General features: G+C 65.9%; 13 protein-coding genes. 3 read left to right on the plus strand and 10 right to left on the minus strand.

Annotated elements, in window-relative coordinates; all coding sequences use genetic code 11:
* The first annotated feature begins 7 nt into the window (after positions 1–7).
* Entirely contained in the window at positions 8–796 is a 789-nt protein-coding gene (locus BSF38_RS09220) for a DUF1559 family PulG-like putative transporter (protein ID WP_168189352.1), read from the plus strand.
* A 12-nt stretch (positions 797–808) separates the two neighbouring features.
* Here BSF38_RS09220 and BSF38_RS09225 read toward each other — a convergent pair whose 3' ends face one another.
* The 9 genes from BSF38_RS09225 to BSF38_RS09265 form a co-directional block, all read right to left on the minus strand.
* Entirely contained in the window at positions 809–1,195 is a 387-nt protein-coding gene (locus BSF38_RS09225; protein ID WP_237170816.1) for a response regulator, read from the minus strand.
* Positions 1,196–1,401: 206 nt separating this feature from the next.
* A complete protein-coding gene (locus BSF38_RS09230) occupies positions 1,402–2,712 on the minus strand; it encodes a DUF1571 domain-containing protein (protein ID WP_076344972.1) in 1,311 nt (436 codons plus the stop codon).
* Between the two features lie 225 nt (positions 2,713–2,937).
* A complete protein-coding gene (locus BSF38_RS09235) occupies positions 2,938–4,632 on the minus strand; it encodes a GH3 auxin-responsive promoter family protein (protein ID WP_076344974.1) in 1,695 nt (564 codons plus the stop codon).
* Between the two features lie 31 nt (positions 4,633–4,663).
* Positions 4,664–5,755 (minus strand): alpha/beta hydrolase, encoded by a 1,092-nt coding sequence (locus BSF38_RS09240; RefSeq protein ID WP_076344976.1) that lies wholly within the window; start codon positions 5,753–5,755, stop codon positions 4,664–4,666.
* Positions 5,756–5,860: 105 nt separating this feature from the next.
* Positions 5,861–7,147: a beta-ketoacyl-ACP synthase II gene (gene fabF, locus BSF38_RS09245; RefSeq protein WP_076344978.1), complete on the minus strand. Its 1,287-nt coding sequence runs from the start codon at positions 7,145–7,147 to the stop codon at positions 5,861–5,863.
* A 76-nt stretch (positions 7,148–7,223) separates the two neighbouring features.
* Positions 7,224–8,546, minus strand: a complete 1,323-nt coding sequence (locus BSF38_RS09250) for a beta-ketoacyl-[acyl-carrier-protein] synthase family protein (protein ID WP_076344980.1) — start codon at positions 8,544–8,546, stop codon at positions 7,224–7,226.
* Positions 8,547–8,725: 179 nt separating this feature from the next.
* Entirely contained in the window at positions 8,726–9,271 is a 546-nt protein-coding gene (locus BSF38_RS09255) for a 3-hydroxyacyl-ACP dehydratase FabZ family protein (RefSeq protein WP_076344982.1), read from the minus strand.
* Between the two features lie 170 nt (positions 9,272–9,441).
* The gene (locus tag BSF38_RS09260; protein ID WP_076344984.1) at positions 9,442–9,828 is read right to left on the minus strand and encodes an acyl carrier protein; all 387 of its coding nucleotides are present in this window, start codon (positions 9,826–9,828) and stop codon (positions 9,442–9,444) included.
* A gap of 381 nt (positions 9,829–10,209) precedes the next feature.
* Positions 10,210–10,737, minus strand: coding sequence for a 3-hydroxyacyl-ACP dehydratase FabZ family protein (locus tag BSF38_RS09265; RefSeq protein WP_076344986.1), 528 nt, complete (start codon positions 10,735–10,737; stop codon positions 10,210–10,212).
* A 468-nt stretch (positions 10,738–11,205) separates the two neighbouring features.
* On the opposite strand from BSF38_RS09265, the gene BSF38_RS09270 reads away from it, so the two are divergent.
* Entirely contained in the window at positions 11,206–13,335 is a 2,130-nt protein-coding gene (locus BSF38_RS09270) for a TolB-like translocation protein (RefSeq protein ID WP_076344988.1), read from the plus strand.
* A gap of 13 nt (positions 13,336–13,348) precedes the next feature.
* On the opposite strand, the gene BSF38_RS09275 is transcribed toward BSF38_RS09270, so the two are convergent.
* Positions 13,349–14,584: a M28 family metallopeptidase gene (locus BSF38_RS09275; RefSeq protein WP_076344990.1), complete on the minus strand. Its 1,236-nt coding sequence runs from the start codon at positions 14,582–14,584 to the stop codon at positions 13,349–13,351.
* Positions 14,585–14,692: 108 nt separating this feature from the next.
* On the opposite strand from BSF38_RS09275, the gene BSF38_RS09280 reads away from it, so the two are divergent.
* Entirely contained in the window at positions 14,693–15,034 is a 342-nt protein-coding gene (locus BSF38_RS09280) for a hypothetical protein (RefSeq protein ID WP_076344992.1), read from the plus strand.
* Positions 15,035–15,091: the final 57 nt, after the last annotated feature.

Below are 15,091 nucleotides of genomic sequence, written 5' to 3' on the forward strand. Positions count from 1 at the left end.
CCAAATCATGCGAACTTTCACGAGATCGACCCGCAGGGAGACGATCAACAGCGTTGGATTCGCTTTCTGGCTGGTGCTCGCGGTCGTGACGTTCACGGCCGCGGGCTGGCTGACCTGGGCCGCGGGTCAGGCGAGGGAGGCGGCCCGATCCGCACAGTGCGTCGGCAACTTCAAGCAGGTCGGACTCGCTCTGCTAAATTACGAATCAACCTACGGCAGCCTTCCGCCCGCTTACGTCGCCGACGCTCAGGGCAAGCCGCTGCATAGCTGGAGGGTGCTGTTGCTTCCGTTCCTCGGCCAGGACTCCCTCTACGCGAAGATTCGGTTCGACGAACCATGGGACAGCCCGAACAACCGTGAACTCCACGCGATGCGGCCGTCAACATTCTTCTGCCCGAGCGGTCCCGAGGCCGCCGAGCACGGTTTCACGAGCATCCTCGCGGTCGTCGGCCCGAGGACGCTCTTCCCTGGCAGCGGTGTGCCGGGGCGGCTGACCGACATCCGGGACGATCCCGAATCGACGCTGATGCTCGTCGAGTCCGACAACGCCGCGATCCACTGGATGGAGCCGAGGGACCTCGTCTGGGGTGACATGAGCTTCCGGGTAAATGACCGGAGCCGGCCGAACATTTCGAGCAAGCACGCTCTGGGAGAACATCGCGGTGCCCACGTCGCCACCGCGGCCGACGGCATGGCCTCACTGCCCGACGATCGGCCTCCGGGCGACATCAAAGCGATGCTCCTGATCGACGACGGCACGAAAGTCGATCTTCCGCTCGGCATACGGCGAGACTGAAGCGCCACGCCGTCAGTTATAAAACTTCTGCAACGCCTTGTGGACGACGTGGACGATCACGTGCCGGCTGATGGGTTTGGCGAGGACGGTGAAGGCGTGCTCGGAGAGAGCCCGACGCATCAAGCTGTCGTCGCAGTCGCCCGAGATCAAGATTGCGGGCAGAGCGCCGCGCATCTGGCGGAAGATCGCCAGGGTTTCGAGACCCGAGAGCCTCGGCAGGTGCATATCGAGCAAGGCGATATGCACGTGGTTGTCGCGGACGATGTCAATCGCCTCTTCCCCGCTCTCGGCGAGGAACGTGCGATAGCCCTGCGGCGCAAAGATCTCGCGAAGCGTCTCGCGAGAAGCCGCATCATCGTCCGTGATGAGGATGGAGTAGTCCTGGATTGCTGACATCATGTACCGGACTCACGCTTGATCCGTCGTCGAGGATTCAATACGGGAGTGAGCTAAGCAATCCATGCGCCAAACGCACTGAACTGCTTCTCTCCATCAGAATCGATAGTAGCAAGTCAATGCAAGGCCGATCTTTAAAAATTATCGGAGAGTCGCCGAAAAGCCTCGGTCGGCGCTCTCCGAAGGCACCCTGCTGGTCATTTTGGCAGTCAGCGCGTCTTGGTCGGGCTGCCGCCCTGAGCGTCGCCGGCCGCCTTGGCGAGTCGGGAGAAGAGGCCCTTCGCCTCGCCCCAGCGTTTGTCGGGATCGAAGGCGTCGGCCGAGGCGAGCTGTTCGGGGTTGGGCTGGAGCTGGGTATAGGTGTAGCACTCAAGCAGCTCGCCGTCCTCCTGGTGCGCGGTGACGACGACGGGCATCAGCGACTTGGTGTCGAGATAGACCTTCCAGACCTCCTTGGTCGGCGTCGTGCGCTGGATCAGGTGGCAGGTCTGGTCGATCTCCTTGGGCTTTTCGAGGCCCTTGTAGACGAGCTTGCCGCCGGGAGTCGGGGCGCCGGCGGGAACCAGTTGCTTGAAGAGGTTGTCGAAAATCGTGTCGAAGCCGGCCTCGCCGATCGTGTGACGGCTGCTCCGCATGGCGAGCGGGCTGTCGATCGGGATCGACATCCGGGGGATCGGCAGCGCCGAGTCGGCCATGTTCACATACATCGTCCGGTCGTTGATCGCCGTCGAGTAGATGACCTCGCGCCCCTTGCTCGATCCGGTCGGCCACTCCAGCCGGACGGCCTTCGGCTTGCGACGGACGCTGAGCAAGACCGCTTCCTGGGGCTGAAGCTGACTGCCGACGCGCTCGGCGCGGGTGATGTTGACCTGATAGGTGGACATCTCTTCGAGCCGCTGCTTGGCCTCGTCGAGGATCGTCCGCAGCTTCTGATCGGGGTCTTTCGGCTTCTTCGCGCGGGGCGGGGCGGCGGCAAGCGCCATCGACTCGTTTTCCTTCGTCTCAGCCGCGGACGCGGCCTCCTCGCGCGGCTTCGAGGGCGCGAACGTCGGTCGTGGCGTGTCGGCCGCCGCCAACTCGGCGGGCGCGCCTTCCTTCAAAACCGGCAGGCTCTCGGGACGTCCCAGGGTGATCCGCACGCTCTCGTCGGTTCGGGCTTTGCGCGGACGGGTCGAGGCGGGCTCGGCGGCGGCGACGGGCTCGGCGTCCTCGGCGGTCTTCGCCTCGTCCGCCTCGGGGGCCGTCGAATCGCTCTTCGCCTTCGAGGCGTCGTTCGAGGCGACCATCGGCGTGGCGGGCGCGGGACCACGCGCGCCGGCCATGTTCTGGGCGTAGAGATCGTACGTGGGCTCGGTTCGAGGCCGATCCCAGATTGAGCCGGCCAGCGCGCTGGCGCTGGCTCGCATGGCGGCCGTGCTGGCGCATCCGGTCTCGAACAAGGCCGAAGCCAGCGCGACGAAAATCAGAATCCTGCTGGGAGCGAAGAGCGCCGCCCGTGCGTTGTCGATCGCTCGATTCATCGTTTCCCTCTCCCCCGCCCTGGGGAATCCGCCCGTGGTCGCGATGACCGGGCGGCGGCCCTTGAGCCCTTGGCCTTGAATCGCCCCCACGCTTACCACAACCACGGCCGCGGGGCAACCCGAACCTGCTCGTCCAACGGGGTTGTAGCTCTTCCTTGAACCGTCGAGCAATACGCCTGGGGCCCTTCGGCCCGCGGGAGATCGCTCCATCGAACCCCTCGAATTTCAGGGGGCGACCGAATCCAGAACCGAGAAGGAGTTGATCTCGTTGGTATCGGGGATCAGGTGCGGTTGCTTGTATTGTTCGACGGTTCCCCCGCTCCGGGCCAGACGTCGTTTCTGGAATTCGCCCCAGGCGCCGTTGGGGAGGCGGATCGTGCGGACCGGGCCAAGTCTAAGGGTGTCGCGCTTGCAGGCGTACTCGACGTTGAGCGCGCGGAGCTGCTCCTCGACGGCGGCGGTGAAGCGGTCGGCGCCCTGGGTCTCGGGAAGGTCCGAGGTCTCGACGAGCAGGCCGTACGACGGCGGTTCTCCCCAGATGGGAAGGAGCAGATACGACCGGAGCCTGATCCCCACGGCCCGCTGCGCCGCCTCGACCGCGGCGACCACCTGATGCTCGGAGAGCTTCTCGCCGGTCAGGCTGGAGAAGTGGGCACCCTTGTTCAGGAACTCGACGACCGGCGCCTTGCCGTGAAATCCCACGCACCGGACGAGGTCGAAGATGTTGTAGCGATACAAGCCGCCGGCGGTCGTCAGGATGATGAAGTAGTTGCGGCCTTCGATGAGGTCGACGGCCTCGACCGTGTCGGGCTCGGCAAGGTCGCCCTGCTCCTCGGGGATGAACTCGAAGTAGTGATGGCGAATGTCCAGCACGCCCGCCGCCGTGCCGTCCTCGATCGGGATCGTCATCCGACCCTCGGACGCGATCAGGCCGACGTCGCGCACCGGCTTGTCGCCGAAAAACTCGGGATACCCGCGCAGGTAGGCGCGCATGGTTCCTCCCATCCAGTTGGAGAGGAACTCAAGGTTCGGCCAGTAGTCGCGAGGCAGCAGTCGGCCGGTCTCCTCGACGATCGCTTCGAGCCGCTTGGCGGTCGCCTTGCGACGGATGCGGGTGCGGAACCGGAGCTGCTTGCGGATGTCGTCGGGGATCGACCACTTGGCGTCGATCGTGCCGTCGTGGAGGTCGCGGATCAGGGTCTCACGCTCGCGATCTCCCAGGCGGAACATGCCCAGGATCGTACTCGGGTTGGCGGCGATCACGGTGCCGAGGTCGCGGGCGATCGAGAACCGCAGCGCGACGTAGTATTTCGACTCGACGTCCTTGATCCGCGACGCGCAGGCCGGCATGCAGTAGGTGGTTCGAACCAGGGGGTTCTGCATCGAAGCCGTCAGCCCGGTGATCGCGCCGCAGGGGATGCCGGCGGCGGTCTGGCTCTCTCGCCAGTCGCTGGCGATCTGGAGGATCGGCCGCAAGCCGTGGTCGATCATGTTGGGGTGGCCGTCGAACGCCAGGATGCCCCAGATGGTCCAGCCCTCGCGATAGTCCTTGAGCGCTTCGCGGGTGACGGGAATCGTCTTGGGCCGGTTGGTGGTCCCGGAGGTCATGGCGAACATGAGCACGTCGGTCCCGGCCCCGAAGAGGGCCGAGACGTCGCCGCGACGAACCCGGTCGATGTACGGCTCGTGGCGGTTGTAGTCGCCGATCGGCACCCGCTTGCGGAAGTCGGCCGGCGTGCGGATCTCGTGGAAATGGTGGTCACGGCCGAACTGGCTGTCGGCGTTGCGGGCGATCCGGGACAACAGGAGATCGCGCTGAACGTCCCCCGCGCGGTTCGTCTGATCGAGAAACTCGGCGGCGAGCCGTCGGGCGCGATTGGCGATCGGCCGGCCCGCGAGCCGCTTGATGAAGTTGAGCATGAGGGAGAGGACCCCCGTCGGATTGTTCGGTTCAACGGGTCATGGTCGACGCGACGTTCGTGATCAGCTCGGCCGACGGAACGCGGACGCCAGTGACGTTGTAGTCGCTGTACCGCGCCTCGGAGGCCTGGAAGGACGGCAGGCCGGCCAGGGGCCGCCGCGGGGCGTACCGATCGACGAACGCGGCGAGCTTGCGGGCGTAGGCTTCGGGCTCAAGCTCGCGGCAGCGGTTGTGCTTGGCGTCGGCCACCAGCCATTGTTCCTTGGGCTCACGGGCGCAGGCGAACAGGGCCTGGGCGATGTCGGTCCCGATGTAGGCGTCGCGCTCGCCGTGGATCTGGAACCAGGGGCGCGGCGCGAGCCGGGCCACGGCTCGCTCGACGCTCGGGAAGACGCAATTGAGCTGGCGCTGCGACTGCCTGCGGGCGACGTCGCCCAGGAACGAGTAGACGAACCGGGGGAGAATCGCCAGGAACAAGGCGTTGCGAACGTAGATCTCGGCCCAACGGTCGATGTAGGCCGTCATCGTGCCGCGGGTCGGGAACGCGCCGTCGGTCACGACGCCCCAGACGTCGGCTTCGACTGCCCCGACCAACAACGCCGTGGTGCCGCCTCGACTGACGCCGAAAAGCCCGAAGCCGGCCGGGTCGTGGTCCGGGCGCGACCGCAGATAGGCGAGTGCGCCGCGGAGATCGCCGACCTCGCGGTCGGTCGCGTACTGGATGGGCTCGTACGATGGCTCGACGGGGCTCTCGCCGTGGTTCCGAAAGTCAAAACTGAAGACGTCGAACCCCTTGTCGCGTAGGCCGTCGATATAGGGGGCGAAGCTCCAACGATCGCTCAGGAACTCATGGCAGTAGACGAGCACGCCGGTTCGCGACGGGGTCCGGGCCTTGAAGTAGCTACCCGACAGCGCGAGGCCGTCCTCGGCCGCGAACGAAACCGGTTCGCCCAGGTCGTCAGGGGTCAGTCTCAGAGGCAGGAGGACCGGCCGTTCCACGAAAATCCGGGTGATGACCGGGCAGTAGCGGAAGACCGCGAAGATCAGGAAGCCCACCAAGCCGACCACCGGAAGCAGCGCGACGACGGCGAGGAAGTAAAGAAGGCTTGCTGCGCCAACCACGGATGGGCTCCAATTCACAAGGCCCGAACCGTGGAACCAGGGGGCTCGGATGCGGCCCGCTCATGCGGTCCGCGGCCCCCAGGGTCGGCCGGGCGTGGTAGTACGTCAATCGGTGTAGCGTTTCAGGATGAGCGTGATATTCTGGCCGCCGAATCCAAAGCTGTTGGAAAGCGCGACGTCCACCTTCTTGCTCCGGGCTTCGTGCGGGACGTAGTCGAGGTCGCACTCGGGGTCCGGATTATCGAGGTTGATCGTGGGCGGAAGCAGGCCGTCGCGGATCGTCAAAAGGCAGACGATGGCCTCGACGCTGCCGGCGGCGGCGATCAAGTGGCCCATCATGCTCTTGGTGCTGGAGATCGGCACGGTGTACGCGGCGTCGCCGAACGTCTTCTTGATCGCCAGGGTCTCGACCGAGTCGTTCACGGACGTGCTGGTCCCGTGGGCGTTGACGTAGTCGATCTCCTCGGGCCGCAGGTTCGCTCCTTCGAGCGCCTCTTTGAGGCAGGCGATGGCGCCGCGGCCTTCCTCGTGGCTGTCGGTGATCCGGAAGGCGTCGGCCGTCGACCCGTAGCCGACGATCTCGCCGTGAATCCGGGCGCCCCGCGCCTTGGCGTGCTCAAGCTCTTCGAGCACGAGCATGCCGGCCCCCTCGCCGATGATGAAACCGTCGCGGTCGCGGTCGAACGGCCGGCTGGCCTGCGTCGGCTCATCGTTGCGAGTGGAGAGCGCGGTCAGGAGGATGAAGCCGGTCACGCCGAACGGATGGATCATGCTGTGCGTGCCGCCCGAGAGCATGACGTCGGCGCAGTCGTGCCGGATCATCTCGTAGGCCTCGCCGATCGCCTGCGAGCTCGCCGCACACGCCGTGAGGCAGTTCGAGTTCGCCCCCCGGGCGCCGAAGACGCTCGCCAGATGCGCCGCGGGGGTGCCTGGCTCTTGCTCGGCTTCGCGAACCGCGTGCAGATCGGTGACCCCGTGGCGCGAGAACTCCTCGGTCAGCACCTTGCTGTTGCGACTGGTCTTGTAGACCAATTTGACGAACCGCGAGAAATCTTGCTGCCCCTCGCCGGCGCCCAGGTAGACGCCGAACCGGGTAGGGTCGAACCCCTCGGCCGCGACGTCCAGGGCCGAGTCGTCCATCGCCATCTTGCCGGCCGCCAGGGCGAACCGGGTGTTCCGCGAATACTCGGTCCACCGCGACGCCTGGTCGAGGTAGTCGTCGAGATCGAACCCCTTGACCTCGGCAGCGATCCGCGTTGGAAACGTGCGGGCGTCGAACAGCGAGATCGGACCGACGCCGCTCTTGCCCGCGAGCAGCGCGGACCAGCTCGATTCGACGTCCCGACCCACCGGGGTGACCATGCCCATGCCTGTAACCACGACTCGCCGCATGAACGAACTTCCTGTAGCTGAAATCGACCCGAGCCGGCCCCGTGACCGCGTCACGCCGCCGCGACTCGATCGGCGCTCAGTCCGCGACGTGCGGGGCCTCGCCCCGCACCACGACCGCGGCGGCCTGTCCATTGACGGTTAAGTTGGTGTTCACGAAAATCGGATTGTCGGTCGGCCGAGGCGAACCGGTCACCACGTCGAGGGCGCACTCGGGGTCGGGATCGTCGCAGTTGAGCGTCGGCGGGATGAGCCCGCGATTGACGCCGACCAGGCTGGCGATCAGCTCGACGGCTCCGGCCCCGGACGCCATGTTGCCCATGAAGCCCTTAAGTCCCGTCACCGGCGGCGGCGAGCCGCCGAAGACCCGGTGGAAGGCCCGCGCCTCGGCGCGGTCGCCGATCTTCAAGCCCGAGCCGTGGGCGTTGACGTGTCCGATCGCATCGGGGTCGAGCCGGGCCTCGCGGAGGGCCGCCTTGATGGCGGTCGCCGTGCCGCTGCCGTCTGGGTCCATGCCGCCGGTCGCCATCGCGTCGCAGCCCGAGCCCGAGCCCAGAATCTCGCCGTGGATCTTCGCCCCGCGCCGCAGCGCGTGCTCGCGTTCCTCCAGGATCAAGATCCCCGCCCCCTCGCCGGGCACGGAGCCGTCGCGACGGCTGTCGAACGGACGGCAGGCGCCCGAGGGCTCGCCTTCCCACCGCGACATGTTGCCGTAGAGCGCCATGCGGGTGAGGCTCAGGGGGTGGATCTTGGAGTCGGCGCCTCCGGTGATCATCACGTCGGCCTTGCCCCGCGCGATGATCCGCGACGCCTCGGCGATCGCCAGATTCGACGATGCGTCGGCCTCGGTGATCGTGTTGCTCGGCCCCTGACAGTCCATCAGGATCGAGATGTGGCAGGCCAGCATGTTCGGCAGATACTTGAGCAGCCAGATCGGCTCGATCACGCCGATCGCCTCGCGGCCCCACGCCGGGAAGTCGAAGCTTCCCGTCCCGGCCGACGCCATCGTGATCGCCGGCGCGAGCTCGTCGAGCTCGGTCGAGATCAGGCCGGCGCCGAGGTCGATGCCGATCCGCGACGGCTCGACGCCGCCGTCGACGAGGCCCGCGTCGTTGATCGCGAGCTGGGCGGCGGCCACGGCGAGCAGGATGTCGCGAGCCATGTACTTCCGGCTCTTCCGCAACGCGTTGCGGAACTTCGGAAGGGCGTAGCCCTTGAGAAAATCAAAGTCGCGGATCTCCGCGACGACGTCGGATGGCAATCCCGCGACCGGGAACGCCTCAACCCGGCGCAGGGCACCCTGCCCCGCGGCGAGTCGTTCCCAGATTCGATCCGGGGAATCGCCGAGGGGAGTGACAAACCCCAGACCGGTAATGACCACGCGGCGTTCGGAACCAAGCATGTAAGACCCGTCGAACTCCCCGGTGTTGGCCTCGAACCCGATCCCAGCTTGCGGCTCGCCCCGCGATCCGCTCGGGCAATTATGCAGTCCAGGAATCCTTAGACTCGACCTATCCCGTAAAAATATGGGGATTTTCCGAAATTGACAAGCCCTGCGGCTTGAGAAGGGGCGCGGACGGCTCAGGGGAGAGTCGGCGTGCCGTGCGGTTGACCATTGGACTCAAGGTCGTGCGTGGTTGCATCCTGCTCGCGAGCCCGCTGTTGGGCCTTGGCGAGGTCGAGCACCCCCAGCAGTTGCTGGGTGAAGACGAAGTTCTTGGGTCCGAAGATCTGGTTGGCTCGGGTGTTGTCCAGATGGGCGAAGACGATTTCCACCTCCGCCAGCAGTTCACCGTCGAGGAACGCCTTGGCGTCGACCACGGCCCCCTCAGCCCGCAGGTCGGTCAACGTCACCTCGTAGATGAGCTGATCGCCGGCGCAGGCCACGCCGAAGAACTCGGCGCGGGGAATCTTGGCGAGCACCACCTTCTCGGCGAACCCCCCGGCCTCTCCCACCAGAATCCCCCCCGTCTGGGCGAGACCCTCGATGATCAGCGAGGCCGGCATCACCGGGTAGCCGGGGAAATGATCGTGGAGATGCTCTTCAGCCAGGGTCAGGTTCTTGATCGCTCGCGCGAACTGACCGCTTCGGAACTCCAGGAACTTGTCGATCCAGATCCATCGCATGGTCGAGGAAACCGCCGGATTAGGATTGGGGGAGAGGTTGATCCGCCATGGACGCGCGTAACGTCCAGGCCCGCGGACCGAGCGGGACGGCGGATGCTCGTCCCGCCGAATTGCGGTCCCCGCCCGGGTTCGTGCTTCGATCCGCCATCCGACGCGATCGACGGCCGAGATCAGGCGGCGAGCTTGCTCTGGACGTAATTGACCAGCATGTCGACCGTGTACAGGTCGCCCATCTTCTCGACGTCCGGATCGGCCTCGAATTTCGACAGATCGGCGAACGGCAGGCGGCCCTTCAGCTCGCTCAACCCCTTCGACGTCAGTCGGCCGTCGGTGATCCATTCGGGATCGGCGATCAGGTTTTCGGGGAACAGCTCGCCCCGGGGAATCTTGATGCCGAAGTTCCGCTCGAGCCGGAAGACGATGTCGAGAAAGTCGATCGACTCGGCTCCCAGGTCGCCTTGCAAGGTGGACTCACGCGTGACGTCCTCCTCATCCACCCCCAGTGCGTCGACCAGAGTGGATTGGACCTTCTCGAAGATTTCTTCGTATGCGGGCATGACATCCTCAGGAAAAGGGGGGGAACACTTTCTCGTGCTCGATCCGCTGCTCATCAGTCCGCAGGGAAGCCTATGATCAAGTCGGCTCACTTAATCGTCGGCGGGATCGAGCAAAGAACTTCAAAGGGGCAGGATCGAAGTCGGAATCTCGACTGTTGATGAGGGAAGATCCTGGACCTTCGGCCGGGTTCAGGATCTCGCTCGACTATTGTCGTGAAAATCGGGAAAACGTGCAACCTCATCCACAGTTAACCAATAATACGCTGAAGCTGCGTAGGCCTGATGGACTTTTTCGCCTGAACCCTTTGCGCCGATCCGGCGAATACGGAATAATCGGTCCAGACGCGGCGGATTCGGCCGCGAACAGCGGCCAGCGGCGGCTCAGAGCAGCTTCACGCCGGCGGGCTCGGGCGTTCGCGACATGGCGCGGGCCCCCACCGATCCCTTTCGCAGGGTCGAGTAGAGGTCGCGAAGGCCGGCGACGATCTGGGCGTCGGTCGCGTGCAGGAGAGGGTTGCGATCGCGAAGGTTGTAGCGGGTCAGGACGATTCGGCCCTTGACCATCTCCTGGCCGTCGATGACCCCGACCCCTTTGAACGTCGCGTTCGGAGAGTCGTCGGAGACGAGGTCGACCTTCAATTCAAGCTGGCGGCCGGGCTCGACGAAACTGCCGTACTTGATCGTCTTGGCCTGCTTCAACACGATGATGCTGTGCGCGAAATCTTCCATATCGCGGATCAGCCAGGCGGCCGCCTGCGTCAGCGCCTCGAGCATCAAGACCCCCGGCATCACGGGAAAGCCCGGAAAGTGGTCGCTCAGATACTCCTCCGCCAGCGACAGGTTCTTCACGGCGTGGAGGGAGCAACCGGGTTTGACCTCGAGAATTCGATCGATCAGGACGAAACGCATGGAAGCTCCCGAAAGTAGAAGGCGAGACTCAATGGGGCTCGAATCTCGAGCCGTCCAGGATTCGGACGCCGGTCGAGAGAGTAGAGAGTGCGAAGGAGGCAGATCGGCATCTTATGCACCGGGGCGACCGATTTTCAAGGTCCCGCTCGATATTCAACGTCGCGGTCTCTAGACGTAACTCGTTTGGATGTAACATACAACTTTCCGACGCGCGGTCAAACCGCCCCATCGGGATTTCCTCCGTGGAAGCCCCCCGTCGGTCGCTCGGCCGGATCCTCCACGACCTGGACGGAAACAGCCATGCGCCCCAAAGGGATCGGACCGCGCGGTTCTCAAGGCTCGTTTTCCGCTAGGAAGACGGCTCCCGCCGCCCTATACTGAACAAGGGCGTACCCTTGATCGGTCGCCGGAAGTCGGGACGTCGGTCCGGGCTCCCTAGACGTCGCGTCTCGGCGGGGACCCTCTCTCATGCTATCCAGCCTCATCGGCCTGTCACGCGTGTTGGCCTCCTCGCTGCTGGCGACCTCGTTCGCCGCACCGCTGGAATGGTCGCCGAACGGACAATGGTTGGCCTTCACGATCACCGACCTCGAATCGACGTCGATACTTCGCGACGGTTGGTTGCTTCCGCAAGTCGAGTTGGTGTCCTCCGCTCCGGCCGCCGCCGCGGCACCGTCGCGAGTCGGGGCGAAGCACCGGGTCTGGGCGTCGAAGTTCGGGGCCAACGAGTCGGTCTTGATCGAGGAGTCGCGGTGGCCGCTCTCCTCGCCGACGTGGGGGGTGGACGGCCGCTCGCTCATCTTCGGCCGGTTCGTTCCGGTTTCCGACGACGCCGACCAGACGCTCGTCCGCGGCCGTTACGAGGTCGTCGTCCAGTCGGGTCTGGATCAAAAGAAGGTGATCGTCGTCCTCCCCGAGCTGGACCTTGAAGCTGAGCAGCTCGCGGCGATCATCGGCTTGAAGCCGGAGATCAGCCCCGACGGCCGCTACCTGGCGCTGCCGCGTCCAGGGAAGTCGGCCGGCGTCGTGATGGTCCGGCTCGATCAGGGGGCGGTGGTCAAGACGATCGACGGCGCGCGGCATCCCTCATGGGCCCCCAACGGGCTCCGTCTCCTGTTCGTTCAGGAGCTGGAAGGACGGACCGGCGAATCCGCTCGGGTGGTGAACATCCTCAACCGCGATCTGGGCTCGGCGCGTCCGTTGAAGACCAACGTCGCCTTGCTCGACGCCCCGCCGATCTGGAGCCTCGACGGTCAATCGATCCTGGCGGTCGCCCAGACGACGCGGGCCGGGATGCACCACACGCAGGTCGACCTGGTCCGGATCGGCCTCGACTCCGGCCCGATCCTTCCCGTGATGAACTTCGAAGGGCCCCCGATGGGGGGCCCACGCAACCGCAACGCCCGCTTGCCGATGCGTCGCCCCGGTGCCGGTCCTGGGTTCGGCCAGGCCATCCCCCCCGGTCCGGCCCTCGCCGCCGACTTGGTCGTGGCCAAAAGCACCTTGAGCCTCGACCGCGAACAGGAGCAGTGCGTCGCGATGATCGAGATCGACGGCCAGGAACAGTCGATGCGGTGGTGCAATATCCGCACCCAGAGATCGGCGAAGCTTTTCCACCCCCTCGATCTGACCCTTAAAATCGGGGCGCCCTCGATCTCTCCCGACGGCCAGACGGTTGCGTTCCGGGTCGAAGCCCCGGGCATGCTCGGGCTGCCGGCCTACTGCGACATGGCGACCGAGGCGGTCACGCTGATCGCCCCCGACGGTCCGACCCAGCGCGTCTGGCTGGAGCTGCTCGCTTCGTGCTCGGCCGACATCCTCAAGACCTGGAGCCCGCAGGCCCTGGGCGTCAAGTCCGTGGCCCGCGCGACGATCCTGCCGTCACCCGTCGAGATCGCCGGCAACAATCCCCGCCAGATCCGACTCCGTCGCCTGGCGAAGATCGCCAACGGCCTGCTCAACCAGCCGGCCCCGGCCGACGCCCACGATGAGCCGACCTCACAGGCCGAGCTTCGGCTGTTCTTCGACTACCTGCGAGGCGACTACTCGGCCGCCGACGCGCGTCTGGCGGCGGTCGAGGCGCGGGCCATCGATCCGGAAACCCGCCTTCGCTGGCTTTGCCTCCGCGCCCAGATCCTTATCGGGCAAGGCGAACTCGAACGGGCGCGGGGGCTCGTCGACTACATCGCCCGCGCGACGCGGCCCCAGTCGTACGAGATCGAGGACACGCCGCTCGGACCGGTGATGGCGACCATCCCCAACCCCGCAAGCGACTGGTCGAACGACCTGGCCCAAACGCTCCACGACGGGGCGCTCCGGCGCTCGCGCAGCCAACTCGTCGGGGGCATGGCCGACGGCGAGGGGATCGAGAACTTCACTCCCCCCGGCGTCTGGGAGGGCCTCGACGGCCGGGTGCTCGACGCCCGCCCTCAGTTCCCGTTCGTCCCCAACGAACAGGGCGACGCCGGCGAGGGATTCGACGCGGCCCGGTTCGGCGGCCGGATGCTCGTCACGCCTCCCCGGCCGCGGTTCACGGAGCCGCCGATGCCCAACGAGCCCCCCGTCCAACCGACCGCCCCCCCCGCGCCCCGGCTCTGAGCGGGCGTATCGCTTAAAATGCGGTCATGATGATGATCCGTGCCGAATGGAGCATGCTCGCGCGTTCCGACGGAGTGATTCGACCGCGCGCGATCACGCCGTCGAGCGTCCGCAGCGTGCCGTCGATCAGGTAGATCTGGGCCGCGTTGATTTGCAGGGTCTCGCGATTGTCGCGGAGGATCTTGAGGACGTCGCGAATGGCGACGGCCTCGTCGAGCGGATGATCCGTCGCGTCGTTCCACGACGGCGGCGACGTCTCGTCGGCCACCCGCGCGGCGACTTCGTGGATCACCTGGCTGATCTCGGTCAGCTTGGCGTAGTTCAGGGTCTCGGGCTTGTCCTCGCTGGAATGATAGCGCGGGTTCTCGCCGGTGGAGAAGAACAGGAACGGGACCTTGAGCGACCGGAACGGCCCGTAATCGCTGCGGTTGAGCAGCAAGAGGTCGGCGCCGAGCAGCCCCACGGTCAACGGCCGGTCGCGGGCGGCCTCGGCGATCCAGGGGCGCACGGCCGGGATGTGCTCGGTCCCCATCACGAAGACGTACGGATCGCAGACGCCGCCGAGCGAACGCGCGATCATGTCGGCGGTGATGAAGAGGGTGATCTTGTCGACCGGGAACGGCGGGTGCGCGACGTAATAGCGCGAGCCGTAGAGCCCCGCTTCTTCGAGGTCGAAGCCGATGAAGGCGATCGACCGCTTGGGCCGTTCGGCGGCCGTCACCAGGCAGCGGGCGGTTTCCATCATCATGGCCACGCCCGACGCGTTGTCGTCGGCGCCGGGGTACAACACGCCGTTGCGAACGCCCAGGTGGTCGTAATGGGCCGACACGACGATGTACTGGTCGCGCAGGACCGGGTCGGCCCCTCGAAGGACCGCGCCGACGTTTCGACCCGGGACGTTCGCCGGTGGAGTCGACGGCACGGTCTGGATGTACTGCTCCTGAAACAGCGGTTCGAGCTTGAGCCGGCGAAACTCCTCAACGAGCAGAGCGGCCGTCTTCCGCCCCCCTTCCCAGCGCCGGCCTTCGAACTCCGGCGACGCCAGCGTCTTGACCCAGCTTTCGAGCCGCGCGCGCTCGGGCTTCGAAGGGTCGGCGGCGCCGAGCGCCGTCAGTAGGCAGAGGCACGGCAAGATCGTCCGGGCGAGCCATGGCGTTGCGACCGTTGCGACGTGGGGAAAGCGGGCGATCGGCCGAGAGGTCGTTCCCGTCGGCGCGTGCGTTGTCGAATCGAGCGGCGCGTCATGCATAACCCATCCTCGGGGCCTCGAAACCGTCCGCATTTTTGTCGCGCGGGCGGATTTCGTGTGGCATGTTTAGTCTCGGTTTGGGAACAGTTCCCTACACGGAGGTGGAACGTGTCGCGATGCTCATGGATTAAGGCGTTCGCGCTCGCCCTGGCGTTTTGGGGCTTGAGCGGGCTCAACTCGGCGAAGGCCCAGGACTGGAACGACTACTTGCACTGGCCGTACGTGCCGCCGCAGGTTCCAGGCAACGGCTTCGAGTACAACGGACTTTACGACGGCTGGTACAAATACCCCCGCGAGCAGCGCATCGTGCCCCAGATTCAGGGGCCGTACTACCGCAATTTCTACGGCGGCAAGCGCGTGTTCGGCATCTTCCGGCATCCCAACGGCTGGCACGACTGGAACAAGAAGCGGTTCTACGAAGGCAACCACTTCACGCTCGACGTCTTTTGATCGTGATCGCCTGATCGCGATGAACGCCGTGCTGGAATGCCGGGCGCCCCTCGAATC

The organism is Paludisphaera borealis (assembly GCF_001956985.1).
Classification (GTDB): domain Bacteria; phylum Planctomycetota; class Planctomycetia; order Isosphaerales; family Isosphaeraceae; genus Paludisphaera; species Paludisphaera borealis.

Coding starts and splice junctions, on each gene's coding strand:
- BSF38_RS09220 (WP_168189352.1), top strand. CDS start 8: ATGCGAACTTTCACGAGATCGACCCGCAGGGAGACGATCAACAGCGTT.
- BSF38_RS09225 (WP_237170816.1), bottom strand. CDS start 1,195: ATGATGTCAGCAATCCAGGACTACTCCATCCTCATCACGGACGATGAT.
- BSF38_RS09230 (WP_076344972.1), bottom strand. CDS start 2,712: ATGAATCGAGCGATCGACAACGCACGGGCGGCGCTCTTCGCTCCCAGC.
- BSF38_RS09235 (WP_076344974.1), bottom strand. CDS start 4,632: ATGCTCAACTTCATCAAGCGGCTCGCGGGCCGGCCGATCGCCAATCGC.
- fabF (WP_076344978.1), bottom strand. CDS start 7,147: ATGCGGCGAGTCGTGGTTACAGGCATGGGCATGGTCACCCCGGTGGGT.
- BSF38_RS09250 (WP_076344980.1), bottom strand. CDS start 8,546: ATGCTTGGTTCCGAACGCCGCGTGGTCATTACCGGTCTGGGGTTTGTC.
- BSF38_RS09255 (WP_076344982.1), bottom strand. CDS start 9,271: ATGCGATGGATCTGGATCGACAAGTTCCTGGAGTTCCGAAGCGGTCAG.
- BSF38_RS09260 (WP_076344984.1), bottom strand. CDS start 9,828: ATGCCCGCATACGAAGAAATCTTCGAGAAGGTCCAATCCACTCTGGTC.
- BSF38_RS09265 (WP_076344986.1), bottom strand. CDS start 10,737: ATGCGTTTCGTCCTGATCGATCGAATTCTCGAGGTCAAACCCGGTTGC.
- BSF38_RS09270 (WP_076344988.1), top strand. CDS start 11,206: ATGCTATCCAGCCTCATCGGCCTGTCACGCGTGTTGGCCTCCTCGCTG.
- BSF38_RS09275 (WP_076344990.1), bottom strand. CDS start 14,584: ATGCATGACGCGCCGCTCGATTCGACAACGCACGCGCCGACGGGAACG.